Genomic DNA, 22,844 nt, shown 5'->3' on the forward strand with positions numbered 1-22,844 from the left:
CGCCTCGTCATCTTTCTATTTTCCTGTATGTTCGCTTTTTCTCCCCGCCTCCTGCTGGCCGTGCCCGCCCTCGCGGGTAGCCTGGCGCTGGTTGCCAGCCACCCCACCAGCGTGCGCGTGGCCCCCGACCCCAACAATGCCGGCCTGACGCTGCCCACTGGCTTCGGCGCGCTGGTAGTGGCCGAAACCGGCGGCAAAGCCCGCCACCTCACCGTGACCCCGGAGGGCACCATTTACGTGAAGCTGGGCAAGGTGAAGGATGGCAAAGGCATCCTGGAGCTGCACAGCCAGCCCGCGGGCAAAGCCACCGTGACGGGCGGCTTCGGCGACTACGGTGGCACGGGTATGTACCTGAAAAACGGCTACCTCTACGCCTCCTCCGACCACGCCGTGTACCGCTATAAGCTTGACGCGAAGAACGAGGTAACCAACCCCACCGCGCCCGAGCTGCTGGTGCGCGGCCTGAAGGTGGGTACCCAGCACGAAACCAAGTCCATTGTGGTGGACAACGCCGATAACCTGTACGTGAACGTAGGGGCCTACGCCAACGCCTGCCAGGAGCAGGACCGCACGCGCGGCTCCAAGGGCATCCCGAATTGCCCCATTCTGGATTCGGCGGGCGGCATCTGGCAGTTTAAGGCCGATAAGCTCAACCAGCGCTACCCCGACGGCACGCGCTACGCCACCGGCCTGCGCAACGTGGTGGGCCTCGACTGGAACCAGCAGGACAACCAGCTCTTCGTGATGCAGCACGGCCGCGACCAGCTCTACGACAACTGGCCCGCCCTCTACGATGCCAAGGAGTCGGCGGCGCTGCCCGCCGAGTGCATGTTTGCCCTCACCAAGGGTGCCAACGCCGGCTGGCCCTACACCTACTACGACCAGCAGCGCAAGGAAATTATGCAAGGCCCCGAGTACGGCGGCGATGGCAAAACGGCCGCCACCGGCGACTACCTCAAGCCCTCGGCCGCCTACCCCGGCCACATGGCCCCCAACGCCCTGCTCTTCTACACCGGCACCATGTTTCCGGCCAAGTACCGCAACGGCGCGTTCATCGCCTTCCACGGCTCCTGGAACCGCGCCCCCGAGCCGCAAAAGGGCTATTTCGTCGTCTTCCAGCCCTTTAAGGATGGCAAGCCCGCTGGTGACTGGGAGGTTTTTGCCGACAATTTCGCCGGCTCGCCCGAGAAGGCGGCCAGCGGCCGCGCAGACCACCGCCCCTGCGGCCTCGCCCAGGGCCCCGATGGCTCGCTCTACGTGAGCGACGACCAGAAGGGCACCATCTACCGCATCGTGTACAACGCTAAGAAATAATGACGAGTAAGCGAGCTCTCCTGACCCTGGCGCTGGTTGGCAGCGCGCTGACGCTGCACGCGCAGCACCGCCCTACCCCCGCCGCCAGGGCCAAACCCACTACCGCCAAAGCCGACCCGGCAATGGCGGCTTCCCTCACCCGCGGCGCAGTGGTGTATAAGAACGTGTGCATCACCTGCCACATGGCCGATGGCGGCGGCGTGCCCAACATGAACCCGCCGCTCATCAAAACGGAGTACGTGCTCGGCGACAAAACCCGCCTATCCCACATCGTGCTGGCCGGCCTCGCCGAGCCCATTGAAATTGACGGCAACGACTATAAGCAGCATATGCCTGCCCAAGCCTACCTCACCGACCAGCAGGTGGCTGACGTGCTCACCTACGTGCGCAATCAGTTTGGCAACAAGGCCAGCGCCGTGCAGGTGGCCGAGGTAAAGGCCGTGCGCGCTACCCTCCCGAAATAACTGTTACGCAGGCAGTATGCGCGGCGGCTCCGGCAACGGGGCCGCCGCGTTGTATTTTTGGCCCTACCCCCCTCTTTTACCGCGATGAACGAGCAACTGATTGTCAAGAATTTCGGACCCATCAAAGACGCCACAGTGGACTTTAAGCGCGTCACGGTTTTCATTGGGCCGACGGGCGGGGGGAAAAGCACGCTGGCGAAGCTAGCGGCGATATTTCGGGACCCTTTTTATAATATTAATATCAATAACGAACCACACAAGCTGAATCCTCTATCTGATTTTTCTATTACTAATTTCTATCAGCCTACCTCAGAAGCTACTTTTAATAGCGGAGAAGATGGTATAAGATTAATTGATTTTGAAAAAAATAGCGTGGCTGTAATTGCTAGCGTTTCCATAAATGAGCTAAATAGAGAAATAATTACCAAATCTAACGATAACATAGCCAAAGTAGTAGAATTATTTGGGAAGCATAAAGCAGCAAAAGATGATATAGATAAGGATTTAATAATTAATGAAATAATACAAATTATTCAAAATAATAAATCACAGCATGATTTTTTTGAACAGCTAGTTCCTAAACAACTTTACACATCGCATTCTCATTTTTTCCCAGCTAGTAGGAGCATACTACCAGCTGTAGAGTATTTATGGGCTGGATTTCTCTGAGATGATATTGGCCTGCCTAAGGACGTTCTTTATTTTGCTAATGACTTTTCGCTTTCTCGCCGAGATATTTCTGAACTAGATATCCCTTTTCTTAACGCCAAATATCTCCACCGCAACGGTCAGGATTTCATTAAAATCCCTGACATGGAAACACTTTTCCGCCTTTACGAAACGGCCAGCGGTATCCAATCAGTAACTCCAATGCTGGTGCTGCTAGAGCATATGAGCCGCAATACCGAGCAGGCGCAAAGCTTTATCATTGAAGAGCCAGAACTAAACCTCTACCCCACCGCCCAGCAAGGGCTGCTGAATTGGCTGGTAGAGAAATGCACGAAGGGCGAGAACGACCTGACGATTACTACGCACAGCCCTTATATCCTTTCGCACCTCAACTTATTGCTTTACGCCTATCAGGTGGCCGAAAAGCATCCCGACCGCAAGGAAGCTGTTGCAGCCATTGTGCCCGAGGCTAGCTGGATTAACCCCAAGGAATTTGCCTGCTACCACGTAGGAGATGGAGGCGTAAAGTCATTAGTAGATGAGGAGTTAGGACTTATCGATAATAACGAACTGGATAATATTTCGGGCGACAAGGCCGACGCCTTTGACCAGCTTATTAATATCAATCGCGGCTTTACTCATGCTTAAAGAGTTTCGAGCTGCTTTTCGCGAGGAATTGAAAGTAGGTATATGTATTACCGCTCACATTGAAAGCGAGTTTTTTGTACACGACCTAGCTTCACCCAGCAAAGAACCTTGCCATCCTTATACGGGCGAAATGCAGTCAGTTTTTGATTTACGTGTAGTGAATCTTCAGCAACGTGAGGTGCAATTGCTGCGCGTGGATAAGTGCTTTTATCCGCACGGCGGCGCTGATACGCGTTGCGACTGTGCTTTACTAACCGAGCAGCTATTCCTGGTCGAATTCAAAAAACCTGAGTTGGAGCACGCAAATGACGGTAAGCAGCGTCATGCTAGCGCTAGCGATTGTTTACCTCAGCTAGCCGCCTCTCTAAAAGACTTTTATGACCGAGGTGTTATTCCACGTGGTGCGTTAATAGTGGCGCACGCCTGCGTTGGCTACACGCATCCTACCCCTTATAACGGAGCAGATTATCGAAAACTAAAAGCGTCTTTTGATGCCCGAACTGCCGATATTCCGGTTAGAATCAAGTTAGTAGTAGATAATAAACTGGTTATTTCTTAATCTTTTCGTCTATTAAACCCATAACCTTTTGCCCCTCTCCGGCTTATAACGGCTGTACCTACACCATTCCGTTATTTGCTATGCCCTCCCCCGAATTTCGCCGCATTTTTCAGGTTATTGATGGCATCAAGAAAGCAGTGGGCGACGGTTTCGACGTGACCAGCCCCATGCCGGGGCCGCGCATCCGGCAGCTGAGTCCCTATCTGCTCATCGACCATATCGGGCCGATGCAGATTCAGCCCACCGATACGCCGCTGGGCTCGCCGCCCCACCCGCACCGGGGCTTCGAAACGGTGACCGTGGTGTACGACGGCTACCTGGCTCACCGCGACACGGCCGGCCACGATGGTACTATTGGCCCCGGCGACGTGCAGTGGATGACCGCCGGCGCGGGCCTGCGCCACGCCGAGCTATACGACCGCGACTTTGCCCGGCGCGGCGGCACCCTGGAGTTGTTGCAGCTCTGGGTGAATATGCCCAAAGCCGATAAGCTCGTGGCCCCTAAGTACCAGGAGCTACTCGCCAGTGCCATTCCGAGCGTGCCGGTGCCGGGCGGCGGGGGCAACATTCGCGTGATTGCGGGCAGCTACGGCGGGGCCACGGGGCCGGCCAGCACGTTTTCGCCCCTCACGCTGCTCGATTTGAAGCTGGATAAAGGCGCTGACTTTGTGCTTTCCTTACCCCCCGCCTACAACGTGGGCCTCTACGTGGTGCGCGGCGCGGTGCTGGTGAATGGCGACCGGCCGGCCAAGACGCAGCAGCTGGTGGTGCTAGGCTGGAACTCGGCCGACGTGCAGCTTACCGCCTCCGAAAACAGCCTGGTGCTGGTGCTGGCTGGCGCGCCTATTGAGGAGCCGCTAGCGACTTACGGACCCTTCGTGATGAATACGAACGAGGAGCTGATGGCCGCCATCGCCGATTTTGAGGGGGGTAGGATGGGGACGTTCCCGGAAGACGAGTAGGCTAGTTTAGGTAAAAAAAACGTCATGCTGAGCTTGCCGAAGCATCTCTACCGCAGTCATCGGGATTAGTAATCCTTTCAGCGTGGTAGAGATGCTTCGGCAAGCTCAGCATGACGTTCTTTAATTTTTCATAGTAACACTGATTTCTACCCCCAGCTAGGCCCGGCGCAACCTGCTGGTCCTAATGGCGTTATGCCAACCTGACCTCCTTCCTTTTCCACATGGCTGACTGGCTGCTCCCTACCCCCTCTTCGCGGCGCGACTTCCTGCGCACGCTCTCGCTCGGCGCGGGCACTACGCTAGCGGGCGCTTCGGCCCTGGCAAGCCCCCTGGAGTGGCTAGCTCCCGCGCGCAAGCTGGGTGTGGCGCTGGTGGGCCTGGGCAACTACAGCGCCGGCCAGCTGGCCCCGGCCCTGCGGCAAACCAAGTTCTGCCAATTGACGGGGGTAGTAACCGGCTCGCCGGCCAAGGCCGCGCAGTGGCAGCAGCAGTATAGCATTGCGGCCAAGAACTGCTACGATTACCAGACCTTCGACCGACTAATTGACAACCCGGCCATCGACATCGTGTACGTGGTGCTGCCCAATGCCTTGCACGCCGAATACGTGGTGCGGGCGGCGCAGGCGGGCAAGCACGTCATTTGCGAAAAGCCAATGGCGACTTCGGTGGCCGATGCCCGGCACATGCTGGCGGCGATGGAGAAGGCCGGCAAGAAATTTAGCGTGGGCTACCGGCTGCACTTTGAGCCGCACAACCAAGAGATGATGCGCCTCGGCCAGGGCCTGGCCTATGGCAAAATCAACCACCTGGCGGCTGACAACGGCTTCAAATTCGGTAGCGGTGGCACGCCCTGGCGCGTGAATAAAAAGCTCAGCGGCGGCGGCCCGCTCATGGATATGGGCGTTTACTGCCTGCAAGGCTGTATTTATACCAAGGGCCAGGTGCCGATATCCATTACGGCCAAGTTCATTCCTAACCCCGACCCGGTGCTATTCAAGGAAGTGGAAGCCGGCGTAAACTGGCAGCTGCACTTTGCCGATGGCACGGTGGCCGACTGCCGCACCAGCTACGCCGAAAATATGCAGGGTAGGCTACGCGCCGACGCGGCCACCGGCTGGTTTGAGCTAGCGCCCGCCTTTGGCTACGGCGGGCTGGCCGGCCAAACCAGCGACAACAGCGGCAAGCTCAACCTGCCCAATATCAACCAGCAAGCTGCCCAAATGGACGACTTTGCCCAGTGCATACTGCAAAACAAGCCTACCCGCGTGCCCGGCGAAATGGGCCTGCGCGACGTGCAACTGCTCGAAGCCATCTACCGCGCCGCCGAAACCGGCCAGTCGGTTTCGACCAAAGACGTGGTGCAGCTCATCGACCGCACCAGCGCTGAGTAGCGTGGACTCTGCAAGTCCGCGCGTAATATGATTGATGAACGACCCACGCGCGGACTCGCAGAGTCCACGCTACCCCTTATTTCGCTGGCACTGGGAAGCGGGCAAATACGTCGGCTACTCCCTTATCAATTTGCTTGGAGGCGCGGGTAGGCGTACGCGACAAAATGGTAGAAGTCGTGCCCTGCCATACCATTTCCTTGCGCGCCGCATCGACCAGGTCGATGGTAGCAGTGCCTTCCTGGTACTCTCTCACCGGAATCTCACTGGCCTGCCAGCGGTAGTTGCGCTGGCCGATGTAGTAGGGGCCGTCGGTCTGGTAGTTGGCAGTGCGGGTCTGGGTGCGCTGCTGGGTTACGAGGCCAATATTTACCCACAGGTCGGGGTGCGTGGCCAGCCGAAAGCCGCGGGCCTCCATTTCGTGCGTTACGGCCCGCTTGAGGTCGAAGATATTGGAGCCCGAATTTGTAAACGCTGAGTCGTTGCGAGCCAGGGCGTCCATGAAATTATAGGTCTTATACTGGCTTAGGTTCACGCCCGGTCGGCTATCGGTTTGCGTAACTTGCTCTGACGAACAGGCTGCCAGTCCGAGGGCCAAAGCCAGCAGCGGCAGGTTGAAAGCGTGGAAAAGGCGCGGCATGGGCGGAAAAGGAGGGGGTAGGGAGAAAAAAGAAAGCCGACCAGCGGGCTGGTCAGCTTTACTTAACGCGCTAAGTGTTACGCGCGTTACGCGGACTTGATTTTATCCAGCGCCGCCATATCTTCCTCCGATAGCTGAATGGCCGCCGTTTTCATGTTCTCTTCCAAATGCTTCACTTTCGAAGTACCCGGAATGAGCAGAATGTTGGGCGAATGGTGCAGCAGCCAGCTCAGGGCAATTTGCTGCTGGGTAGCGCCGTGGGTTGCGGCCACGCTATCGAGGGCCGCCAGAGCTTCCTTGTTGCCGCCCGAGAGGGGGTACCACGGAATGAAGGCCATATTCTGCTCGCGGGTATAGTCGAGCACCGGCTCCCACTTACGGTTATCCACCGAGTACATATTTTGCACCGATACTACTTTGAAAAACTCTTGGGCCTTTTTAATCTGGTCCACGTCTACTTCCGACAGGCCAATGTGCTTCACCAGACCGTCTTGCTGAGCTTTTTGCAGGAATTTAAAAGTGTCTTCCATCGGCACGTTGGGGTCGATGCGGTGCAGCTGGTAAAGGTCAATCTGCGCTACCTGGAGGCGCTTGAGGCTACCATGCAGCGCCGCTTCGAGGTGCTTGGGGCTGGCATCAACAGGCCACTGGTTGGGGCCGGTGCGCAGCAGGCCGCCCTTGGTGGCAATCACGAGACCCTTCTTATACGGGTGCAACGCCTCGGCAATCAGCTCTTCCGATACGTTGGGGCCGTAGCTGTCGGCGGTATCAATGAAATCGACACCCAGCTCCACGGCGCGCTTCAGCACCCGAATAGACTCAGCATGGTCCTGGGGCGGCCCCCAGATGCCCTCGCCGGTAATGCGCATAGCGCCGTAGCCGAGGCGGTTAACAGTCAGGTCGCCGCCGATGGTGAACGTAGTAGGATAGGTGGCAGTGGTAGTAGCCATAGTGGAAAAGGCAGTAAGCGTGAACGCCGCCGAGGGGGTAGGCCCTGCCGACAGCGTTCAGTTAATACGGTTTCGGGCGGGCTATTGTTTGACCGCCTACTGCGTAGAAACGCGACCCATCGCGTCTCTACGCAGTAGGCGGCAATTGAACTCAAGAGCGGCGCAGATGTGGGAGAGACGCGATGGGTCGCGGCTCTACATCTCTGTTACCTTATCGCGCACGGCGTCGCGCACCTTGGCACTCATTTCGCGCACGGTCTCCGCGATGCCGGTGGCGTCGAAACCGCACTCGTGGTAGAGCTGGTCCTGGGTGCCGTGCTCCACCACGCGGTCCGGGATGCCGAGGCGGCGCACGGGCAGGTGCAGGCCGTTATCGGTCAGGAATTCGAGCACCGCCGAGCCGAAGCCGCCGGGTAGGCAGCCATCTTCCACAGTGATGATAGCGCGGTAGCGGCGGGCCACGGCCAGCAGCATTTCCTCATCGAGCGGCTTGCAAAAGCGCATGTCATAGTGGCCCACGTCAAGGCCCTCGGCGGCGAGGGTAGCAGTGGCTTTCGCGGCGTAGTTGCCGATGTGGCCGATGCTGAGAATGGCCACGCCACCTGCCTCGCCCTCGTGCACCACGCGGCCCGTGCCGATGGCCACGCGCTGGAGCGGCGTGCGCCACTCGGGCAGCACGCCCTCGCCGCGGGGGTAGCGAATGCTGAACGGCCCCGCGTTTTCGGGCAGCTGGGCAGTGTACATGAGGTTGCGTAGCTCCTGCTCGTTCATGGGAGCGCTCACCACCATATTGGGGATGCAGCGCATATAGGCCAAGTCGTAGCTGCCGTGGTGGGTAGGGCCGTCGGCCCCGGCAAAGCCGGCGCGGTCGAGGCAGAATACCACGTGCAGGTTTTGCAGGGCCACGTCGTGCACCACTTGGTCGTAGCCGCGCTGCATAAACGACGAGTAGATGTTGCAGAACGGCACCATGCCCTGCGTGGCCAAACCCGCCGAAAACGTAACGGCGTGTTGCTCAGCAATGCCCACGTCGAAGGCCCGCTCGGGCATGGCCGCCATCATAATATTCAACGACGAACCCGACGGCATAGCGGGGGTCACACCCATGATTTTGTCGTTGGCCTGGGCCAGCTCCAGCAGCGTGTGGCCAAACACGTCCTGGTACTTGGGCGGCTGGGGCCGGTCGGGGATTTTCTTATAAATCTCGCCCGTGATTTTATCAAACAGGCCCGGCGCGTGCCACAGCGTCTGGTCCTTTTCGGCCAAAGCATAACCTTTACCCTTCACGGTGACGCAGTGCAGCAGCTTGGGGCCAGGAATGCTCTTAATGTCATTCAGCACGGCCACCAGGTGCTGCACATCGTGCCCGTCCACGGGGCCGAAGTAGCGGAAGTTCAGCGCCTCAAACAGGTTGCTCTGCTTGAGGAGGGTAGCCTTCATGGCGGCCTCTACTTTGCGGGCAATCTGCTGCGGGTTAGGACCAAACTTGCTCAGCTTGCCAAGCACGTTCCACAGCTCGTCGCGCACTTTGTTGTAGGTGCGCGAGGTGGTGATATCGGTGAGGTATTCCTTGAGCGCGCCCACGTTGGGGTCGATGCTCATGCAGTTGTCGTTGAGCACCACAATCATATTGTTGCGGATGGCCCCGGCGTGGTTGAGCGCCTCGAAGCTCATGCCGGCCGTCATGGCCCCGTCGCCAATTACGGCGATGTGCTGACGGTCAAATTCTTTTTTATAATCGGAAGCTACGGCCATGCCCAGCGCCGCCCCGATGCTGGTGCTGCTGTGGCCCACGCCGAAGGCATCGTACGCACTTTCGCTGCGCTTGGGGAAACCCGACATGCCACCGTAGCGGCGGTTGGTGGGAAAGCGGTCGCGCCTACCCGTCAATATTTTATGGCCATAGGCTTGGTGCCCAACATCCCAGACCAATTGGTCGTAAGGCGTGTGGAAGACGTAGTGCAGCGCTACCGTCAGCTCGACTACCCCCAACGAAGCGCCGAAGTGCCCGCCGTAGATGCTTACCGTGTCGATAATGAACTCGCGCAGCTCGGCGCTAACCTGTACCAACTGTTCGGGACTGAGCTTTTTAAGGTCGTCGGGCGAGGATATCGCCGCCAGAAGCGGGCCGGGTTCAATTATCATCGGGGCAGCGGAAATAAGCAGGGCGGGTATCCGCCGGACCGGCGGGCCCAGTCGTTCGCCTGGGCAAAGGTACGATAGCGCGGGGCCGGCGGTTGTGACCCGCGCACCGCGTTGGCCCGCGCTGAGGAGACCAGCCTAGTCGGTACAATCGCGGCTTTGGCCGATGAATTTCGTGCAAACAACCCGAACCAGTGCAACCATTTCCGGCCGCTCACGCACTTTGGCCGTTATGATTTTTATGAAAAAGACTACTCTTCTCGCTGTCGGGCTGCTGGCCGCCGCTTTTCTGGCCAGCCCATTAGATGGCTACGGCCAGGCGGGCGGGCGGCCAGCCACGGCGGCCACGGCCGGCCGCCTCAGCGGTACCATCACCGATGCGGCCACTGGCAAGCCAGTATCCTACGCCACGGTCAACGTTATTAATCCCGCCACCAACAGCCCCGTAAACGGCGGCGTGGCCGGCGACGATGGCAAGTTCGTGCTGCCCGGTATTCCGGCCGGCACCTACCGGGTCGAGGTCAGTTTTCTGGGCTATGCCAACCAGGTGCGGACGGTGACCATTCCGGCCGCCGGCGGCAACGTGGCGCTGGGCAGCGTCGCGCTGGCCGCCACCGCCCAAAAGCTGGGTGAGGTGGTCGTGACGGGCGTAAAGCCACTCATTGAGGAGCGCGTGGACCGCACCGTCTATAATGCCGACGTGGACAAAACCACGGCCGGCGGCGATGCCACCGACGTGCTCAAGCGCGTGCCACTGCTGAGCGTAGACCTGGACGGCAACGTGACCTTGCGCGGCTCCTCCAATATTAAGGTACTGATTAATAATAAGCCCAGCACCATCGCGGCCAGCAGCGTAGCCGACGCGCTCAAGCAGATTCCGGCCGAGCAGATTCAAACCGTAGAGGTGATTACTTCGCCCTCGGCCAAGTACGATGCCGAAGGGTCGGGCGGTATTATCAACATCATTACCAAGCAGAATAACCTGCGCGGGGCTTCGCTGAACGTGAACAGCAGCGCCGGCACCCGCGCCAGCAACCTGGGCCTGAACGGCAGCATCAGCAACGGCAAGTTTGGGGCTTCGCTGGGCGGCTTCGGACGGGCGCAGTACAACACGCCGGGCAGCTTCGAGAACGTGCAGACCAGCACCAACCTGCAAAACGGCCAGCGCACCACTGTGCAGCAGAGCGCCGCTACCCGGCAAACCAACGCCTTCGGGCGCTACACGCTGGGGTTGAGCTACGATTTTGACAAACAAAACTCGCTGGCCGGCTCGCTGGCCTACGGCGTCCGCAACGGTAAGAACTATCAGGACCAGCTCATCAGCAACACGCTGGCGGGGGCCATGACGGGTATCTCGTCGGTGCGCGACGTGGTTTCCAACAGCAATTCGGGTACCGTGGACGCGAGCCTCAACTACACGCACCTCTACGATGTGAAGCAGCGCGAGCTGAGCGTCCTGACCTTGTTTAGTCGCAACAACCAGACCAGCGACTTCACTAACAACGTGTTTGCACCGAGCGACCGGTCGTACCAGGGCCAGCTGGGTAACAATAACCAGAGCCACAACCAGGAGATAACCGGCCAGCTAGACTACCAGACGCCCACCGTTAAGGACCAGCTGCTGGAAGTGGGCGTGAAGGACATTGTGCGGCGCGTAACCAGCGATTACAGCTACTTCTACGGCCCCGGCCTGGCCCCGCCTACCCCCCCGGCCCCCAACTCCTTCCTGTACAAGCAGAACGTGGCCGCCGCCTACGTGGCCTACACGATGGGCCTGCCCAAGGGCTTTGCTCTGAAGCCGGGCGTGCGTGCCGAGTACACCACCATCAACGCCAACTTCAGCGACCCCAACGGGGTGCTTACGGCTACCGCCATTCCTAACTACCTGAAAGTGCTGCCGAGCGTGAACCTGTCGCGCAAATTTGATAATGGCAACGTGCTCAAGCTGGCGTACAACATTCGGATTCAGCGGCCTTCGCTACAATTTTTGAACCCGAACGTGCAGGCGTCCAACCCGTTGAACGCCTCGGCTGGTAACCCTACCCTACGGCCGGAAAACACCCAGAACTACGAGCTGGGCTACAGCACCCAGATTAAGCAGAAGGTGAACGTGAACGTTTCGACCTTCGTGCGCAGTACTAATAATGCTATTCAAACCGTGCGGGTGCCGCTACCCGACTCGCTCAACCCAACCAGGGCGGTGGGCGCGTTGCTCTCGACGTTTCGCAACGCGGGCACCGAGCGGGCCTACGGCGGCAACCTGTTCGTGGGTGTCAACAACACCAAGGTGAGCGTGAACGGCAGCGTGGACGTATTTTATGACGTGCTGCGCAATAATGACCCCACGGCCATTTATAACTCCAGCAACCAAGGTTTCGTGGTGAACGGCCGGGTATTTGGGGCATATAATCTGACTAAGGAATGGGCTTTCCAGGCGTTTGCCTTCGTGCGCGGCCAGCAGGTGCAGTTGCAGGGCAACCAAACGGGTTTCGGCATCTACAGCCTGAGCTTGCAGCGCAACTTTGCTGAGAAGCGGGGTAGCATTGGCTTTGGGGCTGAGAATTTCTTCACCAATAAAATCACCATTCACAACTCGGTCAGCACGCCCTACGTGGATGAGTACAATGGCATTCCCATCAACGCGCCGGTGCTGACGCAGAACAGCACAAACGTTCTCAATCGTCTGAGCTTCAAGCTCAACTTCAGCTATCGCATTGGTAAGCTGAGCGTGGACCAGCGGCGCGGCACCAAAGGCGTGAGTAACGACGACCTGAAGGAAGGTGGCGACACGGGCGGTGGCGGTGGCGGCGGCGACACGAGCGGCGGTGGCGGCCAGGGCGGCGGCGGTGCCCCGGCTGGTGGCGGTCGTCCCGCTGGCGCTCGCCCCGGCGGCTACCCCGGCGCAGGCCAGCGCCCGGCCGGAGCAGGCCGCCCGGCCAGCGCTACCGACTCTACGCGCCGTGTCATTCCGGCCGACTCGCTCCAGCAGCTGCGTAACCCGGCGGGCCCACCCGCCGGCGCTACGGGCCGCCCGGCCGCTGCTCCTGGCGTGGCCGCCCCGGCTACGCCCAGCGTAGGCGTGCCCCCTACCCCTACCGATAGCACCACGACCCGGCCAGCCGCCTCGCCGGCCGTGAAGCCTGCTTCTACGCCTTCGCCGCTGGGCGCGCCTTCGCCGGGCACTACGTCGCCGGGCGGTATCACGCCGGCCGGCAGCCCCGGCGGCCGGCCGTGAGGTGAAGGAGTGAGTTAGTGAAATGGTGAGTTTGACTTTCTGCTGGTGCCAGCAGAAAGTCAAACTCACCATTTCACATTTGGCGTAGTTTTGCCGGGCTATGCCGCCTGCTTCTCCTACCCCTCCGCCCGCGCCCGATGTGGTGGCCGCTGAAAGCGACCTGCTGCGGCAGCTGCGGCCGTCGCGCATTGTGCTGCCGGCGCTGATTGGACTGAGTGTGGTGGGGTTTCTGTTTTGGCGCTCCTATAAGCCCGGCGACCTCGTTCCGCTGCTCGATGCCAAGTGGCAGTGGCTGGTCATCACCCTATTAGTGCTGTGGGCGCGCGACCTGGGCTATATTTACCGCATTCGCTACATTGCCGAGCGAGCCCTAAGCTGGCGGCAGGCGTTTGGGGTGATTGTGGTGTGGGAGTTTGCTTCGTGCGTACTGCCCTCGGCGGCGGGCGGCACAGCGGCGGCCCCAGTCATTCTTACCCGCGAGGGCATTCCGCTGGGCAAGGCCATCGCCTACACCATCGTCACGGCTTTTCTGGATAATCTCTACTATGTGCTGATGGTGCCGCTGGTGGTGTGGCTGGCCGGCGCGGGCCTCTATCCCCAAGGTTTGCAGTCGGCCTTCGTGCAGACGCTGCGGGCCATTTTCATCTTCAGCTACGTGGCCGTGTCGGCCTATTCGGCGCTGCTGCTGTATGCGTTGTTTATCAATCCGCGCTCGGTGCGGCGGCTGCTGGTGCGGCTGGCCTCCACGCGGCTGCTGCGGCGGTTTCGGCGGCTGGCCTACCGGCAAGGGCAGGAAATGGTGCTGGCCTCGGTGCACCTGCGCGATGCGGGCGCGGCCTACTGGTGGCGCGCCAGCCTGAGCACCGTGTTCGTGTGGACGGCCCGTTACGCCGTCATCGGCTGTCTCATCGCCGCCTTCACGCCCATGACGCCGGGCATGTTTCTGTTCATCTTCGCCCGCAACATCACCTACAAAGTAGTGCTGTTGCTGGCCATCACGCCGGGCGGCGCCGGCATCGCGGAGGGCGCGTTTCCCACGTTCTTCGGCCGCTTTATGGGTACGGCGACCATGACCAGCTTCCTGGTGCTACTCTACCGCATCGTAACCTACTACTTCTATCTGGCGCTGGGCGTGGCTTACTTGCCCAGCTGGGTTACCCGCACGTTTCGGGGGGGAAAGTGAGTTGGCACATGCTACGAAGCATATTATGAGTTACTGAGCACTTCGCTCAGAAGCTTTTAAAGGTGAGCAGGAAGGGACTGAGCAGTAGCGCGAACTTTCTGGTTCGCGCTACTGCTCAGTCCCTTCCTGCTTACGGTCGCCCAGCTGGCGTAGCCAGCGTGCCGCCGGGCCGCTTGTAGCTCGCCCAGAATTCAGGCCGGTAGGGTACTTCGGGTTGCTGGGCCAGGGGCTCGCCCTTTTTGGGCGGGGCCGGCGCGGGGCCGGCTGTGGGTAGCGGCCGGAAGAAATATTCGGTCAGGCTTTGGTAATAAAACGGGCTTTTGCCTAGTGCGCGGCCCGTGCTCAGGGTCTGGCCCATGCTGCGGTGGGCGTAGTAACGGCCGTTCTCACCCTTCTCATACTCTACCACGTGCGTAGTGCGGTCGAGGGTAAATACTTGGGCGTAGGACTTGGAAAGCAGATTATTACGGCCATAATTTTTACGCGCCGTGGTGTTGAAAGTGGCCGTATCCACCTGCCATAAGGCCTCGTAGCGCAGCACGGCGAAGTCGCGGGCCCGCACCAGCAACTGGCCTTGATAGTCGCCCATCAGGTAGGTGCCAGTGCTGCGGTGGTTGGCACGCCGGGTTGCGAAGCTAAGCGCGTACAGTGTATCGGACCCCTGTACCCGCACGCTATCGAGTTTGAGCGCAAACTTGCGCTGGTTGCGGCTCTCGAACAGCGGCGAAATTCGTAGGGGGTCAGCAGCCGCCACTGGGGCTCCCTGGGCATCTCCCAGCCCCGGACTCAACCTTGGTTGTGAGCGGTTCGACGGTAGTAGCACGTGCTGCTGCTGCACCTCATAGCTCACGTTGGGCTCGTGGCCCAGCGCGCCGCGCGTAAAGTGCCGGTAGCCGGTCGGCACCCGCAGCCGGCCCACGGTCTCGGCCTCGTAGCGCAACGTATCATAATTGCTTAGGCGTTGGTAGGCATACACCTCCGTGGCGTAGTCCTGCTGCTCATAGTTGACGGGTATTTGCTTGATAACGCGCTTCAAAATCGCCTCCGGGCTGGGCGGTACGGCGGCGGTCACCCGCACCTCGGCCAGGGTGTAGGCGGCCGGATGCAGCCGCACGGTCAGCTCCTCGGTGCCGCGCGGCGACTGCACCCTGGCCGGCGCGTAGCCCAGGCTGCGCACCAGCAGGGGGGTAGGGCCCGGCAGCGGCAGCGTAAACCGGCCCTGCGCATCGGCCACGGTGCCCCTGCCCTGCCCCACCAGCTCCACCGAGGCGTAAGGCACCGGCTGGCGGCGCGCATCCAGCACCACGCCGCGCACCGGGCGCACCCCCGATACGTCGGCCGCCGCCACCGGGCGGCGTAGCGTAGTCCCGCCCCGGCCGGGCGCGGGGTTGAGCGAGCCGGGCGGTGTAGCCGATAGCGCGGCGGCTACGGCCGCGCTATCGGCCGGCGCGGAGGGGGTAGGGCCGGCGGTAGTGTCGGGCAGCAGCCGGTGCGGCGGCTCCACGGTTTTTAGGAACAGAAAGCCGTCCACGACTTCACTCCAGGGGCCGGCCAGCGGCTGGTAGTCCAAGGCATACGTTGTGAGCTGCCGGCCGGGCGCGTCATGCTTCAGGCTTACAAAAGCGTAGGGCGCGTTGAGATTTAATAAGCTGGCTTCCAGGGTACCGGGGGCGGGCATGGGCACAGCCTCGCCCGCGGTGCCGGGCAGGCCGTGGGCCCCGCCGCCCGCCAACGTGCCCAGGATGTAGGTCTGGCCAGGGGGTAGGGCGGCCCGCACCAGCTGGCCCATCGGGTGGTAGGCGCGCAGTTCCTCGTTGCCCAGTAGCTCGACATGGTTGGCAAAATGCGGCAGCGCGCCCCAGCAAATAACTTTTTCGGCAGGATGCTGGCGCAGGTACCACAGCAGGTTATCGGCCATTTGGGCATCGCGGGGGTTGCTGTCGGCGGCCACGAAGGTGGCGGCGGTTTTGGCACCGGGGTCGTGGGTAGCGTAGTCGCGGGCCAGCGCGCCCAGGCTTCGTAGGCACTGCTGCCAGAACGCGGCTTCGGCGCGGCGGGCGGGGCTGGCGGCGGCAGCGGCCCGGCCCAGCAGCGGCCCGGCCTTGGCCAGCTCGCTCTCGAAGGCGACCAGCGGCTGGCTGGGCGGAAAGGCGTAGTGCTCCGCCATGTAGCCCACAGCATCGTCGAGCAATTCGAAGTTCACGGCCTTATCGCTGGCCTTGCCCTCGTTCAGAAAATCTTCTAGGTCATCCACCAAGTCATCGCTGTAATCGCCGCTCAGCTGCGAGTCGAAACCCATGATGCGCAAGCCATCGGGCCCCACCAGCGGCACCACGGCCTGAAACTCCTGAGTGCCCATCCAGATGGGGAAAATACTGCTTTTGAGATTTTTAACGACTGATTTGCCGCCCGCTATCTCACGTTGCGCTTTGTTTAGCTCAAAAAAGCCGCTCTCCAGCGCCAAGGTCGTGAAGCCTAGGCGCTGCTGCAAATAAGCCACCAGGCGCGCCTTGGCGGCTAGTACGTTGCCTTCGCCGTGGGTAGGCTCGCCTAAAAACACTACCCGCGCCCCGCCGATTTCAGCCCGCAAAAACTCCAGCTCCGCAAACGAGGTATCGGCCGGGCTCACGCTACGCAGGGCGCGGGCCGGTACCGGCAGCGCGGCGGGCGCGGCCTGCTGCGCCCGCCCAGGCAAAGCCAGCCCTACCCCCAGTATTCCCGTCAGTAACCAGCGAAGTTGCTTCATTTTTTGGTCATTAAATAGCAATCTGATAACCTTTCGGCTATCCCAACGCAAAGAAGCGATATTTGGCATGGCCGGGGCTACCTATGCACATCAAAAAGCCCCGCACCAACTTGGCACGGGGCTTCGGAATAGGCATAAGGCCTTGAAAACCAAGTATTATTTTGCCTTTAGCATTAATTTGGCTCCGCTCGTGCCCACCAGCGTTAGCTTGCTATCCGTGAGGGTTTCCACGTTGAAGGTGCTGCTGGTGGCGCTGCCGTCGGGGGTCATAGTAACGGTTTTGGCGGCTTGGTCAAATACGTACTTGCCACTCTGCGAGCCAGCGTAGGTGCCGTTGGAGGCAAAGCTGATTTCCATGTTCTGGTCGGCGTCGCTCTGCTTCACTTTGTCGCCGGCGGCATCAGTTTGCTTATCCGTCACCCAGGCCTTGCTGCTGCTGCCGTAAAGCATGTTAACGCCTTCAACCTTACCCTTATCGCTGCCGCAAGACGACACGAGGAGTAGCAGCGCTACCGCGCTTAGTAGCGAGGCAAAGTAAGACCGGAAAGACACGTGAGAAAGAGAAAGATTCATGGTGAAAGTAGGGAAAGGTGAGGAGAAAATTCAGGGCTTGGTCAGGCACTGCTTACGCGCCGCTATTTTTTTAGTTATGCCTGACAACCCCGGCCCTGTAGCTGCGTAAGAAGCTCAGGGCCACCGGGCAGCACCGGGGTGGCTTTCTTTCACACTTTAACCTGTTTTTTCACATGGGCTTGCTCGATTTTCTCAATAACGAGGGTGATAAAAAGCCCGTCGAACCAACCACGACGGGTACCGGCACCGATTTTTTCGGTAATAATGCTAAGCCCGCCGATGCGGCAGCCAGCACCACTTACACAGTCGTAAGCGGGGACTCGCTCTCCAAAATTGCCAAAAACCACTACGGCGACGCAGCCAACTGGCACCAGATATACGAGGCCAATAAGGCCATCATCGGCTCCAACCCCGACCACATCGAAGTGGGCCAGGAGTTGACCCTACCTAGTATCTAGGTACTTTTTGCAGAAAAAAGGTGAGAAAAGCCACTCCAGCGTTGGGGTGGCCTTTTTCTTAGTAGGTAGTAGCCCTTCGCGCTGCTGCCTTGCCTCTCACAAAACCTATCGAATCTCGTGCAATCCGCGCTCGACAAGGCCTTGGCCGACCACCGCATCCTGGATGACTTTTACGGCCGGGTGCCGCCCGCGCCGCGCCGCCCGCCCATGCGCGAGCTGATTTCGACGCTACTCTCGCACCGCACTACCCACGCCGATGAGGAGCTGGCCTACGACCGGATGCTGGAAGCCTTTGGCGACTGGGAGGGCGTGCTGCGCGCGCCGCTGGAGGAATTGATTCACGCCATCCGCACCACGCGCTGGCCGGCCACGCAGGCCCCGCGCATCCAGGATATTCTGGGCCGCATCAAGGCCGAGACGGGGGGTAGCTTTTCGCTCGATTTCCTGGCCGACTGGCCCACTGAGCGCGCCATGCAGTGGCTCACCGACATGCCCGGCATTGGCCTGAAGACGGCCTCGCTAGTGCTGCTCTTCAACTTTCGCAAGCCCGTGCTACCCGTCGATGCCCACGTGCACCGCGTGATGCAGCGCCTGGGCGTGCTCGGCCCCAAGGTATCGGTAGAGAAGGCCCACCTGATGCTACTCGACCTGCTTAAGCCCGTGCTGGACCCCGAGGAACTGTTCAATTTTCACAAGCATAACTACTGGCACGGCCAGCAAATCTGCTTTTTTCAGAAGCCTAACTGCCCGCGCTGCCCGCTCAAAAGCTTCTGTGCTTATTACGAGGAACACTACGGTGCGCCTACCCCCGCCGCGCTGGCCGATACGCCCGCCCACTGGGACAGCGCTGCCTGGGGCAAGCTGCCGCATTAAGGTAGGGTGCGGGGCTTGCCCCCGCCCGTCGTTGAACGACTCGCACTGGGTCCGTTCAACGATGGGCGGGGGCAAGCCCCGCATCCTACCTTTATAGCATGCGCCTCGTTCGCCACCCCGTCCTCTGCAATTACTACGTCACGTACCGCTGCAATGCGAAGTGCGCGTTTTGCGACATTTGGGAAAAGCCCTCGCCCTACATCACGCTGGCCGACGTGGAGGCCAACTTGCGCGACCTCAAGCAGCTGGGTGTTAAGGTCATTGACTTCACGGGCGGTGAGCCGCTGCTGCACCGGCAGCTACCCGAGTTTCTGGCGCTGGCCCGGCGGCTGGGCTTCATCACTACCGTGACGACCAACGGCCTGCTCTACCCTAAAAATGCCGAAAAACTGCGCGGTCTGGTGGACATGCTGCACTTTTCGCTCGACTCGGCTGACCGCGCCACCCACGACCGCGGGCGGGGGGTAGCGTGCTACGATTTCGTGCTCGAAAGCATCCGCGTGGCGAAGGAGCTGGGCGAGCGGCCCGACGTGCTATTCACTGTCTTTCGTCACAACCTGGCCGACTTGGAAGCCGTGTACCGCGACATTACGCGACCTAACGGCTTGGTGCTAATTTTAAACCCCGCGTTTGAGTACGGCGACGTGGACGCCGGCGGGCAGCTGAGCGCCGCCGAGCTGGACTACCTCTCGGCTTTTGGCAGGAAGAAGGGCGTGTATTTGAATGAAGGTTTCATTGCGCTGCGGCGCGACGGCGGCAACCACGTGGCTGCGCCGGTGTGCCGGGCGGCCAGCACCACGCTCGTTATCTCGCCCAGCAACGAGCTGGTGCTCCCCTGCTACCACCTCGGCGAGCAAACATTCCCCATCGAGGGCCGCCTCTTCGACCTTTATCAGGCCCCTGAAACCCAGCGCCTGGCCGCCCTCGAAGGCCGCCTACCCGCCTGCGAAGGCTGCACCATCAATTGCTACATGCAGCCCAGTTTCGCGGTTGAAACCAGCAAGTATTTCTGGCAAGCATTGCCTAGCACGTTGAAATACAATTGGGAAAAAGGCACCTGGAAACGACTACTGACGACGTAGTGCGGCAATACGAGGCCCCGGCGCGGCGGTTCCACGCCGCCTTACGTACTTTGTAGCCTATGTCTGAACCCACCGCCGCGCCCGCCAAAAAGCTGTTTCTGCTCGACGCTTTTGCCCTGATTTACCGCTCGCACTTCGCCTTTGCCAAGAACCCGCGCATCAACTCGAAGGGGATGAATACGGGGGCCGTGCTGGGCTTCACCAACACGCTGGTGGAGGTGCTGCTCAAGGAAAAGCCCACTCACATCGGCGTGTGCTTCGATGCCGGCAAGACCTTCCGGCACGAGAAGGATGAGAACTACAAGGCCAACCGCCAGGCCATGCCCGAGGATATTGGCATTGCCATCCCCTACATCAAGCAGGTGGTGGACGCGTTCCGCATCCCCATTCTGCTGCAAGCTGGCTTCGAGGCTGACGACGTAATTGGCACGCTGGCGCAACGGGCAGAAGCGGCTGGCTTCGAGGTGTTTATGATGACGCCCGACAAGGACTACTGCCAGCTCGTGACGGAGCACATCAAAATATACCGGCCCGCCTTTATGGGCAATGCCGCCGAGGTGCTCGACGTGGCGCACGTGCTGGCTCGCTTCGAGATTGAGCGTACCGAGCAGGTCATTGATATTCTGGGCCTGCAGGGCGACGCGAGCGATAATATTCCCGGCATTCCGGGCATCGGCGAGAAGACGGCCAAGGCACTCATCAAGCAGTTCGGCTCGGTCGAAAACCTGATTGCCAACTCTGACCAGCTCAAGGGTAAGCAGCAGGAAAACGTGCGCAACTTCGCCGAGCAGGGTCTTTTGAGTAAGGAATTAGCGACGATTCATGTTAACGTGCCGATTGACTTTGAGCCAGATAAGCTCCTGCTGGAAGCGCCCGACGCCGAGCGTCTGCGGACGCTGTTTGAGGAATTAGAATTCCGGCAATTGGCCGTGCGGGTGCTGGGCACCGACGCGGCACCGGGGGGTAGCCGCCCGCCGGCCGGGCCAGTGGGCCGCGGGGCGCGGCGGCCGAAAGTAGCGGCCCCGGCGGGCCAGGGCTCACTGTTTGGCGAGGGTAGCGCGGCAGTCGTCATCGCGGCCGAAAACGGTGAATTTCTGCCTGGCGAGGCGGGCCAGGAATACCACGGCACGACCAAAACGCTGGCCGACGTGCCCCATAATTACCACCTGGTAGACACGCCGGAGTTGCGTAAGTCGCTGCTGGGCTTCCTGTTGCAGCAGGCGGAAGTGAGCTTCGACACCGAAACCACCGGGCTGAATACCATGACGGCGCGGCTGGTGGGCCTGAGCTTCAGCTGGCTCGCGGGCGAGGCGTACTACGTACCCGTGCCGCAGGACGACACCGCGCAGGCGCTGGTGGAGGAGTTCTGCCCGTTTTTCGAGAGTACTATTCTAAAAATCGGGCAGAATATCAAGTACGACCTGCTGATGCTTAAGAACTACCGGGTGCGCGTGAACGGGCCGTTCTTCGACACCATGCTGGCGCACTACCTCATCGAGCCCGACATGCGCCACAACATGGACGTGCTGGCCGAAACCTACCTGCACTATACGCCGGTGCCCATCACGGACCTCATCGGCCCCAAGGGCAAGAACCAGAAAACGATGGCCGACCTCGACCCGGCCGCCGTCAGCGACTACGCCTGCGAGGATGCTGACGTGACCTTGCAGTTGCGCCACGTCTTCGAGCCGATGCTCAAGGACCTGGGCCTGCTGGAGCTGCTGAATGAAGTCGAAAACCCACTGGTGCCGGTGCTGGCCGACGTGGAATTTGCGGGCGTGAAGATTGACTCAGCGGCCATGACCGAGTACTCGGCCGAGCTGCAAGGTTACGTGCAGGAGCTGGAAACGCAGATTTACCGCGAAGCGGGCCAGGAGTTCAACATCGGCTCGCCCAAGCAGCTCGGCGAAGTGCTATTTGACAAAATGGACGTCGGGCGCGGCAAAATCAAGAAAACCAAGACCGGCCAGTACGCCACCGGCGAGGAAATCCTGAGCCAGCTGGCGGCCGATAACCCCATTGCGGGCCTCATCCTGGAATACCGCCAGCTCAGCAAGCTGCGCAGCACCTACGTGGAGGCCCTACCCCAGCTCGTGAGCCCCGTCGATGGCCGCGTGCACACGAGCTTCAACCAGGCCGTGACGGCCACCGGGCGCTTATCCAGCACCAACCCGAACCTGCAAAACATCCCTATCCGCACCGAGAAGGGCCGCGAAATCCGCAAGGCCTTCGTGCCGCGCGATGCCGGCCACCTGCTGCTGGCCGCCGACTACTCGCAGGTGGAGCTGCGCATCATGGCCGATTTTTCGGGTGATAAAACCATGATTGAAGCCTTCCGGCTGGGCCAGGACGTGCACGCCAGCACCGCCAGCAAGGTATTCCATGTGCCTTTGAACGAAGTAGATGGCGAGATGCGCCGCAAGGCCAAGACCGTGAACTTCGGCATTATCTACGGCATCTCGGCGTTTGGCCTGGCCCAGCGCATCGGCATCAGCCGCAAGGAAGCCACCGATATTATCGAGACCTATTTCCAGGAATTCCCGAGCGTGAAGCAGTTCATGGACGACAGCATCAACCGCGCCCGCGAGCTGGAATACGCCGAAACCCTGCTCAAGCGCCGCCGCTACCTGCGCGACATCAACTCGCGCAACGCTACGCTGCGCGGCTACACCGAGCGCAACGCCATCAACGCCCCCATCCAGGGCACGGCCGCCGACATCATCAAAATGGCGATGATAAACATCCACGACTGGCTGGAAAAAGAGCGCCTCGGCACCAAAATGATACTGCAAGTGCACGACGAACTCGTGTTCGACGCCGTGCGCGAAGAAGTGGACTACATCACCCCCAAAATCCGCGAGTTGATGACCCAGGCGCTGCTGCTACCCCGCGGCGTGCCGCTCGAAGTGGAGGTGGGGGTAGGGGACAACTGGCTGAAGGCGCATTAAAACGGGTTTC

General features: G+C 60.4%; 18 protein-coding genes. 13 read left to right on the forward strand and 5 right to left on the reverse strand.

Features of this window, described 5'->3' with window-relative positions:
- The first annotated feature begins 27 nt into the window (after positions 1-27).
- The 7 genes from LC531_RS15740 to LC531_RS15770 all read left to right on the forward strand — a co-directional run bounded on the left by LC531_RS15740 (position 28) and on the right by LC531_RS15770 (position 6,007).
- Positions 28-1,314 carry a PQQ-dependent sugar dehydrogenase gene (locus tag LC531_RS15740; protein WP_223651922.1) on the forward strand — a complete coding sequence of 429 codons (1,287 nt, stop codon included), beginning with the start codon at positions 28-30 and terminating at the stop codon, positions 1,312-1,314.
- A complete protein-coding gene (locus LC531_RS15745; RefSeq protein WP_223651923.1) occupies positions 1,314-1,778 on the forward strand; it encodes a c-type cytochrome in 465 nt (154 codons plus the stop codon). Before LC531_RS15740 ends, LC531_RS15745 begins: the two co-directional genes overlap by 1 nt.
- An 84-nt stretch (positions 1,779-1,862) precedes the next feature.
- A complete protein-coding gene (locus tag LC531_RS15750) occupies positions 1,863-2,447 on the forward strand; it encodes an AAA family ATPase (protein WP_223651925.1) in 585 nt (194 codons plus the stop codon).
- A gap of 144 nt (positions 2,448-2,591) precedes the next feature.
- Positions 2,592-3,095: an AAA family ATPase gene (locus LC531_RS15755; protein ID WP_223651927.1), complete on the forward strand. Its 504-nt coding sequence runs from the start codon at positions 2,592-2,594 to the stop codon at positions 3,093-3,095.
- The gene (locus LC531_RS15760) at positions 3,088-3,654 is read left to right on the forward strand and encodes a hypothetical protein (RefSeq protein WP_223651929.1); all 567 of its coding nucleotides are present in this window, start codon (positions 3,088-3,090) and stop codon (positions 3,652-3,654) included. Before LC531_RS15755 ends, LC531_RS15760 begins: the two co-directional genes overlap by 8 nt.
- A gap of 80 nt (positions 3,655-3,734) precedes the next feature.
- On the forward strand, positions 3,735-4,616 hold the full coding sequence (locus LC531_RS15765; protein WP_223651931.1) for a pirin family protein: 882 nt from the start codon (positions 3,735-3,737) through the stop codon (positions 4,614-4,616).
- Between the two features lie 221 nt (positions 4,617-4,837).
- Positions 4,838-6,007, forward strand: a complete 1,170-nt coding sequence (locus LC531_RS15770; RefSeq protein ID WP_223651933.1) for a Gfo/Idh/MocA family protein — start codon at positions 4,838-4,840, stop codon at positions 6,005-6,007.
- Positions 6,008-6,083: 76 nt separating this feature from the next.
- Here LC531_RS15770 and LC531_RS15775 read toward each other — a convergent pair whose 3' ends face one another.
- The 3 genes from LC531_RS15775 to dxs all read right to left on the reverse strand — a co-directional run bounded on the left by LC531_RS15775 (position 6,084) and on the right by dxs (position 9,739).
- On the reverse strand, positions 6,084-6,644 hold the full coding sequence (locus LC531_RS15775) for a DUF4136 domain-containing protein (protein ID WP_223651935.1): 561 nt from the start codon (positions 6,642-6,644) through the stop codon (positions 6,084-6,086).
- An 86-nt stretch (positions 6,645-6,730) separates the two neighbouring features.
- A complete protein-coding gene (locus LC531_RS15780; protein WP_223651937.1) occupies positions 6,731-7,594 on the reverse strand; it encodes an aldo/keto reductase in 864 nt (287 codons plus the stop codon).
- 195 nt (positions 7,595-7,789) lie between these two features.
- Entirely contained in the window at positions 7,790-9,739 is a 1,950-nt protein-coding gene (gene dxs, locus LC531_RS15785) for a 1-deoxy-D-xylulose-5-phosphate synthase (RefSeq protein WP_223651938.1), read from the reverse strand.
- 238 nt (positions 9,740-9,977) lie between these two features.
- Between dxs and LC531_RS15790 the strand changes: the two genes are divergently transcribed.
- Entirely contained in the window at positions 9,978-12,971 is a 2,994-nt protein-coding gene (locus tag LC531_RS15790) for a TonB-dependent receptor (RefSeq protein WP_262903294.1), read from the forward strand.
- Between the two features lie 100 nt (positions 12,972-13,071).
- Complete coding sequence (locus LC531_RS15795; RefSeq protein WP_223651939.1) at positions 13,072-14,154, forward strand: lysylphosphatidylglycerol synthase transmembrane domain-containing protein; 1,083 nt, start codon at positions 13,072-13,074, stop codon at positions 14,152-14,154.
- A 130-nt stretch (positions 14,155-14,284) separates the two neighbouring features.
- On the opposite strand, the gene LC531_RS15800 is transcribed toward LC531_RS15795, so the two are convergent.
- Together LC531_RS15800 and LC531_RS15805 are read right to left on the reverse strand one after the other, a co-directional pair.
- Entirely contained in the window at positions 14,285-16,900 is a 2,616-nt protein-coding gene (locus tag LC531_RS15800; protein ID WP_223651940.1) for an erythromycin esterase family protein, read from the reverse strand.
- Positions 16,901-17,056: 156 nt separating this feature from the next.
- Positions 17,057-17,452 (reverse strand): hypothetical protein, encoded by a 396-nt coding sequence (locus tag LC531_RS15805; protein ID WP_223651942.1) that lies wholly within the window; start codon positions 17,450-17,452, stop codon positions 17,057-17,059.
- A 194-nt stretch (positions 17,453-17,646) separates the two neighbouring features.
- On the opposite strand from LC531_RS15805, the gene LC531_RS15810 reads away from it, so the two are divergent.
- From LC531_RS15810 to polA, 4 genes are all read left to right on the forward strand, one after another.
- Positions 17,647-17,931, forward strand: coding sequence for a LysM peptidoglycan-binding domain-containing protein (locus tag LC531_RS15810; protein WP_223651944.1), 285 nt, complete (start codon positions 17,647-17,649; stop codon positions 17,929-17,931).
- 117 nt (positions 17,932-18,048) lie between these two features.
- Positions 18,049-18,804, forward strand: a complete 756-nt coding sequence (locus LC531_RS15815; RefSeq protein WP_223651946.1) for an endonuclease III domain-containing protein — start codon at positions 18,049-18,051, stop codon at positions 18,802-18,804.
- 98 nt (positions 18,805-18,902) lie between these two features.
- Positions 18,903-19,886 carry a radical SAM protein gene (locus LC531_RS15820; RefSeq protein WP_223651949.1) on the forward strand — a complete coding sequence of 328 codons (984 nt, stop codon included), beginning with the start codon at positions 18,903-18,905 and terminating at the stop codon, positions 19,884-19,886.
- A 59-nt stretch (positions 19,887-19,945) separates the two neighbouring features.
- The gene (polA, locus tag LC531_RS15825; protein ID WP_223651951.1) at positions 19,946-22,834 is read left to right on the forward strand and encodes a DNA polymerase I; all 2,889 of its coding nucleotides are present in this window, start codon (positions 19,946-19,948) and stop codon (positions 22,832-22,834) included.
- Positions 22,835-22,844: the final 10 nt, after the last annotated feature.

Source organism: Hymenobacter psoromatis (assembly GCF_020012125.1).
Lineage (GTDB): Bacteria > Bacteroidota > Bacteroidia > Cytophagales > Hymenobacteraceae > Hymenobacter > Hymenobacter psoromatis.